The organism is Lacunisphaera limnophila (assembly GCF_001746835.1).
Classification (GTDB): domain Bacteria; phylum Verrucomicrobiota; class Verrucomicrobiia; order Opitutales; family Opitutaceae; genus Lacunisphaera; species Lacunisphaera limnophila.
Genome location: NZ_CP016094.1, coordinates 2,648,086 through 2,666,334, shown reverse-complemented (window position 1 = coordinate 2,666,334; position 18,249 = coordinate 2,648,086). Strand labels below are relative to the sequence as shown.

At 67.5% G+C, this 18,249-nt stretch carries 16 protein-coding genes; 7 read left to right on the top strand and 9 right to left on the bottom strand.

The window, feature by feature from the left end:
• The first annotated feature begins 52 nt into the window (after positions 1–52).
• The 3 genes from Verru16B_RS11105 to Verru16B_RS11095 all read left to right on the top strand — a co-directional run bounded on the left by Verru16B_RS11105 (position 53) and on the right by Verru16B_RS11095 (position 2,544).
• Positions 53–1,039 carry an SAM-dependent methyltransferase gene (locus tag Verru16B_RS11105; RefSeq protein WP_069962350.1) on the top strand — a complete coding sequence of 329 codons (987 nt, stop codon included), beginning with the start codon at positions 53–55 and terminating at the stop codon, positions 1,037–1,039.
• 85 nt (positions 1,040–1,124) lie between these two features.
• Positions 1,125–1,355: a 50S ribosomal protein L28 gene (rpmB, locus tag Verru16B_RS11100; protein WP_069962349.1), complete on the top strand. Its 231-nt coding sequence runs from the start codon at positions 1,125–1,127 to the stop codon at positions 1,353–1,355.
• Between the two features lie 460 nt (positions 1,356–1,815).
• Positions 1,816–2,544, top strand: coding sequence for a cytidylate kinase-like family protein (locus Verru16B_RS11095; protein WP_069962348.1), 729 nt, complete (start codon positions 1,816–1,818; stop codon positions 2,542–2,544).
• 112 nt (positions 2,545–2,656) lie between these two features.
• On the opposite strand, the gene Verru16B_RS11090 is transcribed toward Verru16B_RS11095, so the two are convergent.
• From Verru16B_RS11090 to Verru16B_RS11075, 4 genes are all read right to left on the bottom strand, one after another.
• Positions 2,657–2,944, bottom strand: coding sequence for a GNAT family N-acetyltransferase (locus tag Verru16B_RS11090; protein WP_069962347.1), 288 nt, complete (start codon positions 2,942–2,944; stop codon positions 2,657–2,659).
• Positions 2,944–4,533, bottom strand: a complete 1,590-nt coding sequence (gene murJ, locus Verru16B_RS11085) for a murein biosynthesis integral membrane protein MurJ (protein WP_069962346.1) — start codon at positions 4,531–4,533, stop codon at positions 2,944–2,946. Before murJ ends, Verru16B_RS11090 begins: the two co-directional genes overlap by 1 nt.
• A gap of 77 nt (positions 4,534–4,610) precedes the next feature.
• Complete coding sequence (locus tag Verru16B_RS11080; protein WP_069962345.1) at positions 4,611–5,294, bottom strand: hypothetical protein; 684 nt, start codon at positions 5,292–5,294, stop codon at positions 4,611–4,613.
• Between the two features lie 12 nt (positions 5,295–5,306).
• Entirely contained in the window at positions 5,307–5,567 is a 261-nt protein-coding gene (locus tag Verru16B_RS11075; protein ID WP_069962344.1) for an FmdB family zinc ribbon protein, read from the bottom strand.
• 117 nt (positions 5,568–5,684) lie between these two features.
• Here Verru16B_RS11075 and Verru16B_RS11070 point away from each other — a divergent pair, with 117 nt between their 5' ends.
• Positions 5,685–6,608, top strand: a complete 924-nt coding sequence (locus Verru16B_RS11070) for a polyprenyl synthetase family protein (RefSeq protein ID WP_069962343.1) — start codon at positions 5,685–5,687, stop codon at positions 6,606–6,608.
• A gap of 3 nt (positions 6,609–6,611) precedes the next feature.
• The gene (locus Verru16B_RS11065; protein WP_069962342.1) at positions 6,612–7,085 is read left to right on the top strand and encodes a hypothetical protein; all 474 of its coding nucleotides are present in this window, start codon (positions 6,612–6,614) and stop codon (positions 7,083–7,085) included.
• Positions 7,086–7,185: 100 nt separating this feature from the next.
• Here the strand turns inward: Verru16B_RS11065 and Verru16B_RS11060 are convergent, their stop codons facing one another.
• The 5 genes from Verru16B_RS11060 to Verru16B_RS11040 all read right to left on the bottom strand — a co-directional run bounded on the left by Verru16B_RS11060 (position 7,186) and on the right by Verru16B_RS11040 (position 14,270).
• Positions 7,186–8,169, bottom strand: a complete 984-nt coding sequence (locus tag Verru16B_RS11060; RefSeq protein ID WP_069962341.1) for a hypothetical protein — start codon at positions 8,167–8,169, stop codon at positions 7,186–7,188.
• Positions 8,170–8,245: 76 nt separating this feature from the next.
• Complete coding sequence (gene tpiA, locus Verru16B_RS11055; protein WP_069962340.1) at positions 8,246–9,013, bottom strand: triose-phosphate isomerase; 768 nt, start codon at positions 9,011–9,013, stop codon at positions 8,246–8,248.
• A gap of 105 nt (positions 9,014–9,118) precedes the next feature.
• Entirely contained in the window at positions 9,119–10,393 is a 1,275-nt protein-coding gene (pgk, locus tag Verru16B_RS11050) for a phosphoglycerate kinase (protein WP_069962339.1), read from the bottom strand.
• Positions 10,394–10,519: 126 nt separating this feature from the next.
• Entirely contained in the window at positions 10,520–11,566 is a 1,047-nt protein-coding gene (gene gap, locus Verru16B_RS11045) for a type I glyceraldehyde-3-phosphate dehydrogenase (RefSeq protein ID WP_069962338.1), read from the bottom strand.
• A 229-nt stretch (positions 11,567–11,795) separates the two neighbouring features.
• Positions 11,796–14,270 (bottom strand): alpha-amylase family glycosyl hydrolase, encoded by a 2,475-nt coding sequence (locus tag Verru16B_RS11040; protein ID WP_237023393.1) that lies wholly within the window; start codon positions 14,268–14,270, stop codon positions 11,796–11,798.
• Between the two features lie 313 nt (positions 14,271–14,583).
• Between Verru16B_RS11040 and mnmA the strand changes: the two genes are divergently transcribed.
• Positions 14,584–15,723 carry a tRNA 2-thiouridine(34) synthase MnmA gene (mnmA, locus tag Verru16B_RS11035; RefSeq protein WP_069962337.1) on the top strand — a complete coding sequence of 380 codons (1,140 nt, stop codon included), beginning with the start codon at positions 14,584–14,586 and terminating at the stop codon, positions 15,721–15,723.
• A gap of 205 nt (positions 15,724–15,928) precedes the next feature.
• On the top strand, positions 15,929–18,202 hold the full coding sequence (locus Verru16B_RS11030; protein ID WP_069962336.1) for a PAS domain-containing hybrid sensor histidine kinase/response regulator: 2,274 nt from the start codon (positions 15,929–15,931) through the stop codon (positions 18,200–18,202).
• Positions 18,203–18,249: the final 47 nt, after the last annotated feature.

Below are 18,249 nucleotides of genomic sequence, written 5' to 3'. Positions count from 1 at the left end.
CGCCGGCCGGAAAGTCATGGCTTTCACTGGGCACAAATGCTTCCCTTGGCAAATGGCTTCCTCGTCAGATTTTTTTGAAATCTTCTCCACCGAACCGGGGGCGCTCACGGGCGTGTCCTTCGCCCGTTACATGGAGCTGGCGATGTATCATCCGACGGCGGGCTACTATACGCGGGATTTCAAACGCGTCGGCCGGGACAACAAGGCGGACTTCTTCACCGCCACCTCCTTCAACCCGGTCTTCGGCGAACTGGTCTTGGCTGCGACGGTCCGCCTGCTCGAGCCCGCCACGCCGGCGGAATTCGACTTCGTGGAGATCGGCGCCGAGCCCGGCGGCGGCATCCTCCGCGACCTGCCCCACCCCTTCCGCTCCTACCGCACCATCTCCCTCGGCCAGCCCTTCACCCTGCCGGAGCGCGCCGTGGTATTTTCCAACGAGCTGTTCGACGCCCAGCCCTTTCACCGGGTCGTCTGCCGCGAGGGCCGCTGGCGCGAGCTGGGCGTGGTCCTCCACGGCCGCCACCTGCGCGAGGTCGAGCTGCCGGAGTTCACGCCCGAACTCGCCGCGTTCGGCGACCGCCTGCCGCCCCCGAACCGGGAAAACTACTACATCGACCTCCCCCTGCGCACCGTGCCCCTGCTGGAGCGCATCATCGGCCAGAAATGGAGCGGCCTTTTCCTCGCCTTCGACTACGGCAAGTTCTGGCAGGAACTGGCCGAGCACATCCCCTCCGGCACCATCCGCACCTACCACCGGCAGAAAATGGGCAACGATATCTACGCCCGCCCGGGCAAACAGGACCTCACGGGCCATATTTGCTGGGACTGGCTGGAGGACGGCCTCGTCCGCGCCGGTTTCGGCGAATCCCGGGTCGATTCCCAGGAGGCATTCTTCATGCATCACGCCGCCAAGGCCCTCGCTGCGATCACCGCAGCCGAGGCCGGCAGTTTCAGTCTCCGGAAACGCATGGTCATGCAACTGCTGCACCCCGCCAACATGGGCCAGAAGTTTCAGGCCCTCTACGCTTTACGAAAATAACGACTTCGCGGGCCGGAAACCGAATTTACCCTTGCTAAGGGGAAAGCCCGTCCTTTACTCCTGACCCTTTAACTCAAGAAACACCATGGCACGAATTTGCGCAATCACCGGTAAACGCCCCACGATGGGCAAAATCATCAACCGCAAGGGTCAGTCCAAGAAGAGCGGCGGCATCGGCACGCACGTCACCAGCATGACGACCCGCAAGTTCCGCCCGAACCTGCAGTGGATCAAGGTCAAGCTCCCCAACGGCGGCACCAAGCGCATGTGGGTCTCGGTCAAGGCCATCAAGGCCGGCCTCGTCCAGAAGGCCTGAGTCCCTCCCCGTCCCTTTCCAACCCGTCCCGGTTCGCCGTGACGGGTTTTTTGTTGGCCGGATCCAGCCGTTCACCCCCGACCCGGAGCCCTTTCGGAATCCTGTAGCCGGGGTCGCTCACCCCGGTCCGCCAATACCAAGCCCCGGAGGATTGCCGCAAAAAGGCACAAATACCCGGCCGCGAGTGCAGCTCTCAAGGCGCCTATAGGCGCGCGGAAGATCGGGGCTAGCCGGACCAAACCCTTTTTGCGCCTTTTCGCGGCCAACCCGCTTGATGCCTTGTTGTAGAGCGCGATTCCCCAATCACGCCTCGCGGCCCCCGCATACCGCGAACCGCAACCCATGCGCAGGAATTCCCGTGGCGCCCCGGCGGTCCCAGGCGTATGCTTCCCAGTGAGGGAACCCGGTTCCCCGGGCACCCGTCAGGCCAACTTGTTCTTACCCCCAACCCCCCATCGCCATGACAACGCATCCCTACCTGCATCACGGGCTGACCATCCTGCGCGCCCGCCTCACGCCCTCCCGCTCGCCCTTCGCCACGCACCCCGGGCAGCCGCCCGCGCCGTTTGTGACCCTCTCGCGCGAGACCTGCGCCGGCGCCACCACCCTCGGCCAGCACCTGGCGCCACTCCTCAACACCCAACTGGGTGAGGAAGGCCGGAGCTGGATGTTCCTCGACAAGGATCTCATCCACCAGGCCCTCAGCCACCACCACCTGCCGGAAAACCTCGCCGAGTTCCTCCCGGAGGACCGCCTCCCCGAGATCAAGGGCCTCATCGGCGAAATCGTGGGCCTGCACCCCCCGCTGTGGGAACTGGAACACCGCGTGGCCGAAGCCATCCACAAGTTCGCCCAGCTCGGCCGCGTCATCCTCTCGGGCCGCGCCGCTCATCTCATCACCCGGGATCTCCCGGGCGGGATCCATGTGCGGCTCATCGCGCCGCTGGAAACCCGCATCCGCCGCGCCCAAGCCATGCAGGCCGCCGGCCGGGAAATGGCCGCGAATTTCATCCAGGACAACGACCAGGCCCGCGCCCGTCATGTGCGGACGAACTTCGACCAGGACATCAACGACCCGCACGCCTACGACCTCGTGATCAACACCGCCCATATTCCGCCCGCCAGCGCCGCCCACCTGGTCCTGCAAGCCATGCTCGATCGCGTCACGGCCCTGACCCCGGTCAGCTGAGCTGAACCGGGAGAATGTCGAAGGGTGGAACCCGGCCTCCGGACGGGTTGCTCGAACGTGCGACAATCAAACCGGTCCGGAGGCCCGGTACCACCCGCGCCGCGTGATTCCCTCAGTCCCGATCCACCAGATCCTGGAATTCCCGGTGCCGCTCGATGAACCGGGCGACATACGAACAGGCCGGCACCACCCGGCGCCCCGCCGCCCGTGCGTCCGCCAGGGCGGTCCGCACCAACTGTTCCGCGATCCCCCGGCCCCGCAGTTCCGGGGGCACGAGCGTGTGGGTGAAAACCAGCCGCTCTCCGTCCCGCTCATATTCGCACACGGACAAAAATCCCTCCACGGCCGCCTCGTAGCGACTCGCCCCGACGTTGTGCTGGACTGGCACCGGGTCAGCCATCACTCGCGGGCGGCCTTGCCGCGCAGCTTGTCGATGATCCGGGCCAGCTCCTCCCGCCCCTCGATTCGCATCAGCCAGAGCAACCCGCCATAGGCCGCCGCCGCCACCGGAATGAGGCCGGCGATGACCACGAGATCATGCACCCGCGGGGCGAAACCGGCACCCGCCACCGCGAGCTGTCCGCCCCACACCAGCGCCCCCATCAGGACGCTCGCGACCACGATCTTGCCGAGATTGGGCAGCAAGGGCCCGAAACCCAGGCCAGGCAGCCGCAGCGCGAGCCGCCGCTGCAGGTACCACGCCTGCACCAGCACGGCGAGGTTGCCCGCCAACGCCAGGCCGACCGTCGAGAACCAACGGATCAGCAGGAGGCTCAGCCCCAGGTTCACCACGAAACTCAGGCCCGCCGCCCGCACCGGCGTGACCGTGTCCTTCAGCGCGTAGAACCCGCGCAGGGCCACCGTGGTGAACGACAGGAAGGGCAGGCCGCACGCATACACCGCCAGCACCGGGGTCATCAGCGCGGTGTCGCCGGCGGTGAACTCGCCCCGCTGGAACAGCAACCGCGTGACCGGCTCGCTGAGCAGCGCGAGACCAAGCGCCGCCGGGATATTGACCAGCAGCACCAGCCGCAGGCCCTTGTGGTAATCCACGCCCAAGCTCACCCAGTCGGCCCGGGCGGCGTGCCGCGCGATCAGCGGGAAGACCACCGTGGCGATCGCGATCGTGAACACGCCGATCGGCAGCTCCATCACCCGCGTGGCCAGGTTGAGCACGCTGTTGGCCTGGTCGTTCAACGACAGCCCGATGAGCCGTGAGACCGCGATGTTGATCAGGTAGATCGCCGAACCGATGACGGTCGGCCCCATCAGCCGGGTGATCTCCCGCACCCGGTCGTCGACCCGCAGGTCGAAGACCGGCCGCCAGCCCTCGCGCCAGAGCACGCCGGCGGGCACCGCCATCTGGAAAAATCCGCCGACCAGCACGCCGGCACACAACAGGTGCATCCGCGCCGTGTCCCCCCAGGCCCAGACGCCCCCCAGGCCGAGGGCGGCGAGGATCGCGAGGTTCAGCCACACCGGGGACAGGGCCGGCTCGCTGAAGCGGCCGAGCACCTGGCAGGCCGCGCTGAAGGCCGCCGCCAGGCAGACAAAAATCATGTATGGGAACAGGATCACGGCCAGGTCCGCCGCCAACAGAAAACGACGCGCCGTCGCCGCCGCCGGCCCGAGGTCGCCCAGGACGCGGAGCAGCCCACCGGCCTGGGTGCTGGCCAACATCGCGAGGGCCACCACGGCCACCGTCACGACGAGCAGCCAGCTCGTGACCTTGCTCACCAGCGCGAAGGCCGCGGCCCGCTGCCGGTGCTCCAGCTCCTGCGTGAGCGTCGGCACGAAGGCCGCGGTCAACGCGCCCTCGCCGAGCAGCCGCCGGAAGAGGTTCGGCAGCGTGAAGGCAGACACGAACGCGGAGTTCAGCGCGCTCGTGCCGAAGGCCGCCGCGATGAAGATCTCCCGCACCAGCCCCAACACGCGCGACACCACGGTGGCGAAGGCGACGACGCTGATGTTTTTCAGACTCTTCGACACGTTGGATCAGCCGTGCCGCCCGCCCGCCTGCCACCGGACTGCGCGGGCCTGCCGTCCAAAGGCTCGGCGACGGACGGTCACTGGATGACGAGCTTGAGCTTGTTGCCCTCGATGGTCACGTCATCCACCTTGGCCCAGGCCGACTTCAGCTCATCGGGCAGCTTTTGCTTGCCCAGCAGGTGTGAAACCAGCGGACCGGTCACGGCCGGCAACAGGTGCATCGGGCAGGACCCGAGGTAGATGGTTTCCGGCACGTACCCGAAGCGATCGCCCGTCCGCGTGATGCTGCCGGTGGTGATGACGAAGACCTCCCGGCCCAGGCCGTACCAGTTGATGAAGCAGGGGAAACCGATCCGGATTTTGCCGTCGGCAATTTTGAAATTGGGCTTGCCGGGCTGGAAGATGCCGCCGTCGGCGGCGGGCGCGGCCCCGGGCTTGCCCGGTTCCAGGGCGGCCGCGGCGAAGGCGCCGACTGCCCACGCGTTGAGCTCGTCCTCCACCACCTCGACCGTCTGCCCGGCGAGAAACTGCTTCTGCTTGGCCGTCCACTGGCGGCTCTTGGCGTTGGAATCCCCGCCCGGCACGTAATAGACCGTGCCCCGCACGGGCTCCTTGGGCACCTCGCGGACCTGCGCGACGGGCTTGAACACGAGAAATACGCACGCGGCCAGCAGGCCGGCGCCCAAACCGAGCACGGCGCCAAGCGCGACTTCCGTGGTGCTGGGACCGTAGAGGGCTTTTTCGATTTTCTTGTCAGCCATGGGGGGGGGGGATTATTTCGCCGCGGCAGGCGCCGGCTTGGTTTCGGATTTGGGGGCGGGAGCGGCCGTTTCCTTCTTCTCGCCGGACTTCTTTTTGTAGTCCGTGATGTAGAATCCGGTGCCCTTGAAAATCAACCCGGCCCCACCGCCGACCTGACGCTTCAAGCCGGCCTTCTTGCAGGCCGGGCACTTGGTCAGGGGCGCGTCCTTCATGGACTGGAACACCTCAAGCTCGTGACCGCACTTGGCGCAGACATAATCGTAGGTAGGCATCGCGGGAAACCCATGATTGAAAGCGGGCCGGGCCGCAAGGCGAGTCTGTTCTCGTCCGCAACCCGCGCTTCACAATCCATTTGCCAACCACCCCACCCGGGCGGAAATTGCGCCTGCATGGATTTCGCCGCGCAACTCCCCGCCTACCGGGTCCGGGCCGAACAGGGTCTCGACCGGCTGGTGCCCGCCGCCACCACCCGCCCCGCCCGCCTCCACGAGGCCATGCGCTACGCCCTGCTCGGCGGCGGCAAACGCCTCCGGCCCATCCTCACCCTGGCCACCGCCGATCTGTTTGCCCGCGCCGGTGCACCCGAAGCTCAAATCTCCAATTTCAAATCTGAGATCGCCGACGCCCTGCCCGCCGCCGTCGCGATCGAGTGCCTCCACACTTACTCCCTCGTGCACGATGACCTGCCGTGCATGGACGACGACGACCTCCGCCGCGGCCGGCCGACGACCCACCGGCAGTTCGACGAGGCCACCGCCCTCCTCGCCGGCGACGCCCTCCTCACCCTCGCCTTCCAGCTCGTCGGACAACATTACGCGGCCACGCCGGCCTTGTGTGCCGCCCTCACCCGCGAGATCGCCGACGCCGCCGGCAGCGAGAAACTCATCGGCGGCCAGATGGAGGACCTGCTCGCCGAGCAGAAGGCCGACGCCACCGCCGCGGACCTCGAGTTCATCCATCTCAACAAGACCGCCGCCATGCTCACCGTCTGCCTCGTCGCCGGCGGACTCTGCGGCGGCGCCACCCCCGCGCAGCTCGACCGGCTGCGCACCGCCGGCCGCCACCTCGGTCTGGCTTTCCAGATCGTGGACGACATCCTCGACGCCACCGCCGACACCGCGACGCTCGGCAAGACCGCCGGCAAGGATGCCCAGGCCGGCAAGACCACCTACGTGAAACTGCACGGCCTCGAGACCTCCCGCCAGCTGGCCCGGGAACACACCGACGCCGCTCTCGCCGCATTGGCGTTGCTCCCCGGGGACAAGACCTTCCTCACCGCGCTCGTCGGGTCGCTGACCGGTCGCACCAGCTGACGCATGTCGATCCAGCGCCAGGATTACGTGCTGCGGCAGATCGCGCTGCTGCGCCAGTTCATCGCGCGCCTGGCCAGCCAACGCACCGACCGGGAGCTGGAGGAGGCCTTGCTGCTGTCATTTCACCTGCAGGAAAAACTCCTCCCCCTGCCCCCGGCCGAGTTTCTTCGCCTGGACCTGGATGCCCAGATCACGGCGCTGCGCCACCTGGAGCCGCCCGCGGCCGCCCGCGACAAGTGCCTCAGCTACGCCGGCCTGCTGGCCGAGACCGCTGAGCTCTACGACCTGAAGGGCCGCGACGATCTGGCCGCCGGCGCGCGGCAGATGGCGCTCTACGCCAGTCTGGTCGTGGCCTTGGAACATCCCGCCGATGCGTCTGCGATCGCCCTGATCAACCGCCTCACCGCCGCGCTCGACCCCGCCGAGTTGCACGCGCCCGTGGCGGAACTGCTCGCGGAATTCCGACGCCCCGCCTGAGCGGCGGAGCCCGGGTGGAACGCGTTGCCCCCAACGCGTTGCGCCGCCACCCGAACCAGCGTATTGGGGGCAAGCCGCTCCACCCCGACGCCGCGTCGGTCTACCGCCCGCGCCGCACCTCGAGCCCGTCCAGCAGCTCGTCGATATCGCCCGCCACGTCGCGAAAATCCTGCTCCTCCGACCAGCCGCGCAACTGGACCGACCCCTCGGGGCCGCTGTAGAAATAACCGTGGTTGATGTACGAGGCGCCGTCCACCCGGACCGCGAACTCCAATTCCGTGACCTCGGCCGCGCCGCGCAGCTTGCGGCCGCGCCGGCGGATGCTCACGGTCTCAGCGGTCTCGCGCACCGTGGCGAGGACTGCCTGCTCGATGTCCCCACCCTCCACGGGATGCGGCTCGGCGATCAGCTGGGCCTCGGCCCGCTGGTCGGTGCGCAGCAGGTTGAAGATGCCGGGCTCCGCATCCGACGGGTCGCGGTACCAGCGCGAGGCATCGTAACGCAGCGTGAAATGACCGGCGGTCAGTTCGCGCCAGCGGGCCGCCGTCTCGACCTCCCGGGCGTTCTGAAACGCGGCCGCCACCCGGATGGTGTCGAAAAACTGCGCGGCCGCGGCCTCGCCCTTGGCCTGCTCCGGCCACTCGACGCTCATCATGTAGAGCACGGAGGCGACCGCCAGGAAACGGACCTCGCGCAGGGAGCGCTCGCGGCGCTGCGCGACGACGATCCGCTCGCCATAATACGGCCCGAGCGTGAAGGGCTCCCGCGCCCGCATCTGGCCGGGCCGTGATTTCATCAGGTCGCCGATGGACTTGTCGTACAGCCCGGTCTCCTCCCCGGGCAGCATGGCCATCGGGTACTCAAAACGGGCCAGCAGGAAATGCTGGCCGCCCTGCTCCCAGAAAAAGCGCCGCACCTTCACGTCACCCTGCGGCGAGGGCGTCAGGATGCCATCCGACTTCGGCGCACCGGGAAACCGCGCCTCGATCGCCCAGTCGGGCTCGGCAAACACCTGCGCGCCGGCCTGGGTACCCAGGAACACGGCGCAGAGCAGGAGGCAGTGGAGGCCTGCGGAACGGCGCATCGACGGCACTAAGCCGGGCCGGCCACAAGGCGGCAAGCCCGGATCAGCCGGACGGGATCCCGGGGCGGTCGCCGGCTCAGTGGGCCGCTTCGGCCGCCTTGACCAGGTCGATGAACGACCGGGCCTCGAGCGCCGCGCCGCCGATCAGGCCGCCGTCGATGTCCTTCTCGGCGAGCAACTCGGGGGCGTTGGACGGCTTCATCGAGCCGCCGTAAAGGATGCGGACCTTCTGGGCCACGGGGGCGCCATAGAGCTTGGTCAGCAAGTCGCGGATGAAGGCATGGACCTCCTGCGCCTGCGCCGTGGTGGCGACCTTGCCGGTGCCGATGGCCCAGACGGGCTCGTAGGCGATGATGACCGCGGCCATCTGCTCGGCGGTGACGCCGGCCAGGCCCTGCTCCACGTGGCGCTGCACGACCGCGAGGGTCGAGCCGGCCTCGCGCTCGGCGAGGGTCTCGCCGACGCACAGGATGGGCTTCAGCTGGTTGGCCAGCGCGGCGATGACCTTCTTGTTCACGAAGGCGTCGGTGTCGCCGAAGAACGTGCGGCGCTCGCTGTGGCCGAGGATCACGTGGGACACGAACAGCCCGCGGAGCATCTCGGCGGAGACCTCGCCGGTGAAGGCGCCGCCCTTCTCGGGGTTCATGTTCTGCGCGCCGAGCTTGATGCTCTGGCCCTCGAGGGCCTTGGCGACGCTTTCGAGCGCGGTGAACGGCGGGCAAAGCACGACGTCGACGGAGCCGATGCGGCCGATCTCGGCCACGATGTCCTTGGTGAGCGCGACGCCGTCGGCGGCCGTCTTGTTCATCTTCCAGTTACCAGCGATAAGTTTTCTGCGGATCATGGGATTTTTGAAGTAGTGAGTAGCGAGTAGTGGGTAGCGAGTAGAAATTCAGTAGGAATCGCGAGATGCTCGCTACTCGCTACTCACTACTCGCTGCTATGGATATTAGGTTTCTAGGAATGCCACGCCCGGGAGGATCTTGCCCTCGAGGAGTTCGAGGCTGGCGCCGCCGCCGGTGGAGCAGTGGGTGACGCGGTCGATGATCTTGGCCTTCTTGGCCGCGGTGGCGGTGTCGCCGCCGCCGACCACGGTGATGGCGCCGGCGGCCGTCGCCGCGGCAAACGCCGCCGCCATGGCCTTCGTGCCCTCGGCGAACTTCTCGACCTCAAACACGCCCGGGGGGCCGTTCCAGATGATGGTCTTCGCCCGGCCGATCACGGTCGCAAAGAGCTCGCGTGACTTCGGGCCGGAATCGAGGCCCATCCAGCCGGCGGGGATGCCGGCCTGGTCATCCGCCACGCCGGTCTGCACCGCCGCGATGTCGGCGGGGGAGCCCGGGAAGCGGTCGGCGATGATGAAGTCGACGGGGAACGTGAGCTTCACGCCCTTGGCCTTCGCCTTGTCCGCGAGTTCCTGGACGATCTTGGCGCCCTCGACGTCGAAGAGGGAATTGCCGATTTCCATGCCGGTGAGGACCTTCTTGAAGGTGAAGGCCATGCCGCCGCCGATGATGATCTCATCGGCCTTCTCGATCAGGTTGTTGATGAGCGGAATCTTGTCGGCGATCTTGGCGCCGCCGAGGATGGCGAGCAGCGGGCGGGCCGGGGTCTCGATGACCTTGGCGAAGGCCTTGAGCTCGGCTTCCATGAGGAAACCGGCGGCCTTCAGCGGCAGGGTCACGCCGACCATCGAGCTGTGCGCGCGGTGGGCGGTGCCGAAGGCGTCGTTGACGTAGACGTCGGCGAGCTTCGAGAGCGAGGCGCGGAAGGCGGCGACCGCGGCCGGGTCGGCCTTGATCGACTTCTCGGTGCCGTCGGCCTGCTTCTCCTTCACCTTGCCCTCCTCCTCGATGTGGAAGCGCAGGTTCTCGAGCAGCACCACGCTGCCGGGCGCGAGCGTGGCGCAGGCGGCCTCGACGGCTGGGCCGACGCAGTCGTCCAGGAAGGTGACGGGCCGGCCGAGGAGCTTCTCGAGCTCAACCGCGACGGGCTTCAGCGAGAACTTGGCGATCTTCTTGCCGTCCGGCCGGCCGAGGTGGCTGGCGAGGACGACCGCGGCGCCCTGCTCGAGGGCGTACTTGATCGTGGGCAGCGCGGCGGCGATGCGGGCGTTGTTGGTGATCGCGCCGGTGGTCTTGTCCTGCGGCACGTTGAAGTCGACGCGGATGAACACGCGCTGGCCGGCGAGGGCGAGGTCGCGGATGGATTTGAATTTGGACATGGGGGGAGGAGGAGGTAGCGGGTAGTGAGTAGCGGGTAGCGAGCAGGATAAAAAAGAAAGCGAGTAGGAGCTTGGTCTGCTCGCTACTCGCTCCTCGATGCTCGCTACTGGCGGCGGGACGCCGCCTTACAGCTTCTCGGCGATCTTCTGGGTCAGCTCGACGACGCGGTTGGAATAACCCCACTCGTTGTCATACCAGCTGATGAGCTTGAAGAAGTTCTTGTTGAGCTCGATGGACGAGCCCGCGTCGAAGATCGACGAGCGCTTGTCGTGGATGAAGTCGGAGGAGACGACCTCGTCCTCGGTGTAGCCGAGGATGCCGCTGAGGTAGGTCTCGGACGCCTTCTTGAGGGCGGCCTTGATCTCGGCGAGCGAGGTGTCCTTGGTGGTCTTGAAGGTCAGGTCGACGACCGAGACGGTCGGGACGGGCACGCGGAGGGCCATGCCGGTGAGCTTGCCCTTCACCTCGGGGCACACGAGCGCGACGGCCTTCGCGGCGCCGGTCGAGGACGGGATGATGTTCTGCGCGGCGGTGCGGCCGCCCTTCCAGTCCTTCTTGGACGGGCCGTCCACGGTCTTCTGCGTGGCGGTGTAGGCGTGCACGGTGGTCATGAGACCCTCGGCGATGCCGAAGCCTTCCTTGAGGAGCACGTGCACGACCGGCGCGAGGCAGTTCGTGGTGCAGGAGGCGTTGGAGATGATGTTGTGCTTCGCGTAGTCGAGCTTGTCGTCGTTCACGCCGAGCACGACGGTGATGTCCTCGCCCTTCGCCGGGGCGGAGATGATGACCTTCTTGGCGCCGGCCGTGATGTGGCCCTTGGCCTTCTCGGCGTCGGTGAAGAGGCCGGTGGACTCGATCACGAGATCGACCCCCAGCTTGGCCCACGGGAGCTCGGCGGGCGACTTGGCGCTGACGACGAGGATGTCCTTGCCGTTCACGACGAGCACATCGTCCTCGGCCTTGTCCGGGGAGGACTTCTTGGACGAGACCGTGCCCTGGAACTTGCCCTGGGTGGAGTCGTATTTGAGGAGGTAGGCCAGGTTGTCGGCGGGGACGATATCGCCGACGGCGACGACATCGAGCTTGGTGCCGAGCAGACCCTGCTCGACCAGCGCGCGGAAAACGAGGCGGCCGATGCGGCCGAAACCATTGATTGCTACTTTGACTGCCATATTAGGTGTGGGTTGAGAACGTGGACGGTAAGAAAGGCCAATGAAGAGCGGGCCCCGGCCTTTGGCAAGAGTGATGCTCAAATTGTGCCGTTATCCGCCCAGCAGTGGCCAATATTTGCGTAATAAACAGAGCTACCCGGCCGGATGGCCGGGAAGAGACAAGGATCAAGGGTCCAAATACCAGGAAAATACCTGCGTTTGGCCGCCTCTTAGGTGTGACTTCCCTCCCTTAGCCGGCGATCCACAAGCTGCAGCCCAGACCCGGGATATACACACCCTCCGGGCCCACCTGGAGCGGTCCGTCCGTGCCCTCCGGGTAAAAACATTCATGGTCGGCCACCATCCGCCAGCCGGCCTCCGTGAAAGTCCCGATCGGCATCGTGGTGTCGTCGGTGTGGGGGTTGATGGCGAACATGAGTTTCTGCGGCCCGTGGCTCCCGTCCGCATTGTAGATCGCGATCAGCGCCGGGTGACCCGCGCGGCCAAAGCACTGGAAATAGCCCTCCGAGGGCCGCGCCCACAGCCGCATCAGCTGCCCGCGGGGTGAACGCCGGAACGCGATCCAGTCGGCAAAGTACTTGTGCGTCGCCGGGAAACGGGCGGCGCGGCGGTAGTCCAGCGCGTTCAGGTCGCCGCGCAGGTAGGTGTTGTTCACGCCGTGCTTGCTGCGCAGGAAGTCCTGCCCTGCCGACACCAGCGGGATGCCGACGGAGGAAAACAGGATCGCCGCCATCAGGTGCGTGCGCTGCCGGTCGTTCTGGGTGGGCTGGTGGCCGTTGTGGCCGGGATTCTCGGTGATGACGTCGATCCATGTGCTGTCGTCGTGCGACTCCGTGTAGTTGACCGTCTGCGCGGGCCAGTAGGCGAAGTGCCAGGGCGAACCCTTCAGGAAATACTCGAGTGTGTCGGCGGCGCCGCGGCCGTGCACGTAGCCGCGGACGAAGTCCCGATAGTTGTCGTTCCACGAGGCGTAGCCGGTCGGTCGCAGGGCGGCGGCGATGTGGCCGCGGAAGCTCCAGGGCTCGGCGATCAGGATCACGTCGGGCTTCACCCGCTTCACCGCCGCCTCGATATCCCGCAGCACGTCCACGCCGATCAACTCGGCGAGGTCGAACCGGAAGCCGTCCACACCGTAGACCTCGATCAGGTGTACCAGGCTGTCGATGATAAGGCGCGTCGCCATGGCCGAACGGGCGCGCAGGTCGTTGCCGCAGCCGCTCCAGTTGGCCAGCACGCCCTCGTCGTTCACCTCGAAGTAATAGAGCTTGTCGATGAACATCAGGTGCGCCGGCACGCCGACGTGGTTGTAGACCACGTCGATCACCACCGCCATGCCCTGCCGGTGGAAGGCCGCCACCAGTGCCTGCAATTCCTTCACCTGGGACGCGTGGGCGCCATCCAAGCCGTAATCCGCCGCCGGCGCGAAATAGCTCACCGGCATGTAGCCCCAGAAATACTCGCCGCGGGCGGTGTTGTCGGCCTGGTGCACGGGCTGCAGCTCCACGCAGTTCACGCCCAGCTTCTTCAGGTAGAAATCCGGGCTCTCCACCCACTTGGTCAGCCCGGTGAAACCCAGGCGCTCGTCGGCGGTGAGCGGCAGCGGGGCGTGCGCCGCGAGGTCGCGCACGTGGCCCTCCACCATCACGAGGTCCTGCCACGCGGGGGTGGCGAAGGAGCGGTCGGCGCGGCCCACCCACGCGGGATCCAGCACGATGCCGGGGCCGTCCCGGCTGACGGCGGCGAGCGCATAGGGATCGAGGATCTTCTGCGTCGGGTGGAAGTGGCCGAACACATCGTGCGGGCCGCTGACCGAGTACCAGTAATACCAGCCGTGCAGGTTGCGGTTGAGATGCGCCTCCCACACGCCGGACCAGCCGTGATCCTCCGTGCGCCGGTCGAGCTCGTAGCCGAAGGCCTTGTTCTGGTCCTCGAGTTTCTCGCAGAGGAACAGCCGCACGTGCTTGGCGCGCGGGGCAAAAAGCCGGAACGTCGTCTCGCCGCGACTCACCCGTGCGCCCAGCGGCAGGTCGCTGCGCAGCGCGTGGAAAAACTTGCCCAGCCGCACCCGGACCTTCGGCGGCTCCCGGCCCTCGCGCACGAGGATCACCGAGTAGGTCTGGTTCAGGAGGACCGGCTCGGCCGTGGTGAAACGGAACAGGTTGCGGCCCGTGCGGTGGCGCTTGAGCAGGCGGTTCGTGCGTCCGCCCTCCCCCGCCACCACGTTGGTGGCGTCACGCGGCAGGTCCAGCCAGCGGCCGTCCCCGGTCACAAACTTGAACTGCGCCGGCGGTTCGGTGAGGAGCCCCGCGGCCGGCTTGCGCAGGAGCAGCACCCGACGGCCGTTCAGGTCGCCCCAGACCATCGACCAGTCCGGCTGCCCCACCGCGGCCTGCCAGCCGTTGAAATCACCCGCCACGTAGACGGGCATTTCCGTGAAGTTGACCCAGCTGTGCTCGGCGGGATCGAGCATGAAGACCACCTGGCCGGCATCGTCCACGTAGTAGGCGGCCTCGTCGGCATAGAGCGACGGCTCCGCCGGGCTCAGGTCGGAAAACTCAAAGGCCTTGTCGCCCGGCGTCAGCAGCGGCAGCGACTCGGCCGTCCAGTCGGCCCCCATCTCAATGATGCCCGACGAGGTCGAGGTCAGCCACGCCCGCGCGATGCGATGGGCCAGCTCAAGGTTGAAAGGGGCGCGGGTGTTCACAAGTGGCGTTGGTCTCGATACTTTCTAGCAGATGCCACGCCACCGCAAGCGTGCGCTTTGCGCTCTCCTTAGACTCGTGCGGGCCGTGCTGGGACAACTCGGCAAAGTCACCGGCCGTGCTTTGGGGATGGGATCAAGGCAGGGGCTCCGGGTCCCGCCTTTCCCGGCGACGAACGCGAATTATCGGGGCGCAAAGCCCCTCCCACGCCCGAGCCATCCGCTCCCAATGAAATTTTTCAGGGCCTTGTGCTGTATCCGCCGCTGCCTGCAAAATGTGTGTTCATTCGGGCCCATTCATGGTTTCTGTGGACGGATGTCCCGCATCCTCGTCGCCATGTCCGGCGGAGTCGACAGCTCCGTCGCCGCGCTCCTGCTCAAGCAGCAGGGCCACGACATCGTCGGCGCCTACATGAAGAACTGGATCAACGAGGACAACGTCCTCGGTCACTGCCCGTGGATGCAGGATATCGAAGATGCCCGCGCCACCGCCGAGGCCATCGGGATCGAGTTCCGCGTGGTCAACCTGATGCAGGATTACCGCCGGCTGGTGGTGGACTACCTGCTCGACGGCTACCAGCGCGGCCTCACGCCGAACCCGGACGTGATGTGCAACCGCGAGATGAAGTTCGGCGTGTTCCTGAACTATGCCCGGGCCGAGGGCTTCGCGTCCGTGGCCACGGGCCACTACGCCCGCCGGGTGGAGCGCGTTGCCCCCAACGCGCTTTCCGATCCGAACGCGTTGCGGGCAACGCCTTCCACCTTCGCCCTCCTCGAAGGCCTCGACCCCAACAAGGACCAGTCCTACTTCCTCGCCCTCCTCGCCCAGGCGCAGCTGCGCGACGCCCTCTTCCCCATCGGCCACCTTGCCAAGCCCGCGCTGCGTGAGCTGGCCGCGGACGCCCGGCTGCCCAACGCCCGCAAGAAGGACAGCCAGGGCATCTGCTTCATCGGCGAGGTGAAGATGGCCGACTTCCTCCGCGCCTACGTCCCCGACCACCCCGGCCCGATCGTCCGCGCCACCGACGGCCGGGTCCTCGGCGAACACCGCGGCCTCCATTACTACACCATCGGCCAGCGCCGCGGGATCCGCATCCCGTCGAACACGGACAACGAGGCCTACGTCGTCGTCGGCAAACGCGCCGCTGATCACGCCCTGCTCGTCGCCTTCGACGGCCCGGCCGCCCCCGGCCTGTGGACGAGCGAGGCGCGCGTGCACAGCCTGAGTTTCATCGGCGACCCGCTCACCGCCCCCGCGGAAATCGAGTGCCGCGTGCGCTACCGCGACCCGCGCGTCGCCATCACGTTCACGCCGGACCCGGGTGGGCCGGATACCGCGATCCCGCCGGCCTCCGCCCGCATCCGTTTCGCCACGCCCCAGCGCGCCCTCGCCTCCGGCCAGATCATGGCCCTCTACCGGGGCGAACAGCTCCTCGGCGGCGCCGTCTTCGCGTAAGCGATTCGGGCTGTGGTGGAGAGCCTGCCCCGAAGGCACAGGCTCGAAGCGACTCTACCCGGTCGAATCTGCGCTCCGCGCCGGTTTGTCAACGCGCACCCTCCGCCACCACGCGTTCCCCCGCGCCAGGTCCATCCCCTTCCCCGAGCCCCGGGCTTTACAAGGCCCGCTCCTCCGGCAGTGTGGGGTGCAGGCTTCAACGCCCATGCCGGCCCGCCCCACCCAGCCCACCCCAGCCGCCCTGCCGCGCTCCCGCTTCATGCTGGCGCTGCCCGTGGCGTTACCCGCCGCCGCGCTGGTGGCGCTGGCCGCGGCCATCGCCTGGGTGTGGCTCGAACCCGACCTGCCGCCCGAGCTGATCCTGCACGGGTTCGCCACCGGCTGCGCGCTCGTGACCGCCCTCACTCTTGGTTACGTGATCTACGCCACGCGCGTCTGGCGCCGGGCCGCGCTGGAACTCAGCGAACACCAAAAGACGCTCAACCTCACCCTGCCCCAGCTGCACATCGTCTGGGAAAAGGCCCCGCTCAGCCTCATGCTCTTCGATCCGCACGACCCCGACGTCCCGGTCCGGATCGTCGACTGCAACCCCATGGCCTGCGAGATCCACGGGTACACGCGCGAGGAACTCGTCGGCCAGTCCATCGATATCATCGAGGCGCACCCGTGGGCCTACCGCGCCGCCCACGACTACCTCACCGACCTGCGCGCGAACCAGCGCAGCCACGGCTTCGCCCAGCACAAGCGCAAGGACGGCTCCATCATCACCGTCGAGTACTCCACCAGCCTCGTGCTGATCGACGGCCGCGAATACACCATCGGTATCGACCGCGACGCCACCGCCAGCAAGCAGGCGGAGGAGGACCTGCGCCACGCCAAGGACGCCGCCGAGGCCGCCACCCGCGCGAAGAGCGAGTTCCTGGCCAACATGAGCCACGAGATCCGCACGCCGATGAACGGTGTCATCGGCATGAGCGGCCTCCTCCTCGACTCGCCGCTCGACCCCCAGCAGCGCGAGTTCGCCGAGACCATCCGCACCAGCGCCGACACCCTGCTCACCGTCATCAATGACATCCTCGACTTCTCCAAGATCGAGGCCGGTAAGCTGGTGTTCGAGGAACTCGAGTTCGACCTCGTCGACACCATCGAGGGCACGCTCGACATGCTGGCCGAGCGCGCCCAGCGGAAGAACCTCGAGCTGCTCACCGCCATCCCGCCGGAGCTCACCGCCACGCTCATCGGCGATCCCGGCCGCCTGCGCCAGGTCCTCGTCAACCTCATCGGCAACGCCATCAAGTTCACCGAGCGCGGCGAGGTGGTCGTCCGCGTGGTCCGCGAGCAGGAGACCGCCACGGACGTGGCCCTGCGCTTCAGCGTCGTGGACACCGGCATCGGCATCCCCGCCGACGTGCAGGCGCGGCTGTTCCAGGCCTTCACCCAGGCCGACACCTCGACCACGCGCCGCTTTGGCGGCACGGGCCTCGGCCTCGCCATCGCCAAGCAGATCGTCGCCCTCATGCACGGCGAGATCGGCGTGCAAAGTACGCCCGGTGCCGGCGCGACCTTCTGGTTCACCGCCCGCTTCCTCAAGCCCGCCGGCGCGGCCGCGCGCCCCGCTCCCACCCGGGATCCGGTCGACCTGCGCGTGCTAGTGGTGGATGACAACGACACCAACCGGCAGATCCTGCACCACCAGATCGTTTCCTGGAAGATGCAACAGGGTAGCGCCGCCAGCGGGGCCGAGGCGCTCGTGACCCTGCGCGCCGCCGCCGCCGCGGGCCAGCCCTACGACGCCGCGCTCCTCGACATGCAGATGCCCGGCATGGACGGCCTCACGCTCGCCCACGCCATCAAGGCCGACCCGGTGCTCGCCCGCACGCACCTGATCATGCTGACCTCGCTGGGGCACGTCATGACGAAGCCCGAACTGGCCGCGCAGGGCATCGACGCCTACCTCGTGAAACCCGTGAAGCAATCGCGCCTCTTTGACTGCCTGGTGGACGTGATGGGCGCGCCCCGCGCCGAGCCCGCCGCCGCCAAGCCCGTGCTGCCGCGTCCCGCCTCGCCCGATTATGTCGCGCCCGCGAAGTCCCGCATCCTGCTCGCGGAGGACAACACCGTGAACCAGAAGGTCGCCCTCGCCCAGTTGCGGAAGCTCGGCCACAGCGCCGATGCCGTCGCCAGCGGCCTGGAGGCCGTGCAGGCCGTCGCGGCCGTGCCCTACGACCTGATCTTCATGGACTGCCAGATGCCCGAGATGGACGGCTACGAGGCCACCCAGGCCATCCGCCAGCGCGAGCAGGCGACCGCCGCCGCCGGTCGGCCGGCGCCCCGCGTCCACATCATCGCGATGACGGCGAACGCCATGCAGGGCGACCGGGAGAAGTGCCTCGCCGCCGGCATGGACGACTACGTGAGCAAGCCCGTCCGCGAAACCGACCTCCGCGCCGCCCTCGAACGCTGGGCCGCGGCAAGGTAGGTGAAGATATTCGGCGTCGGGCGCTCATGTGGTGCTAAACCTTGCAT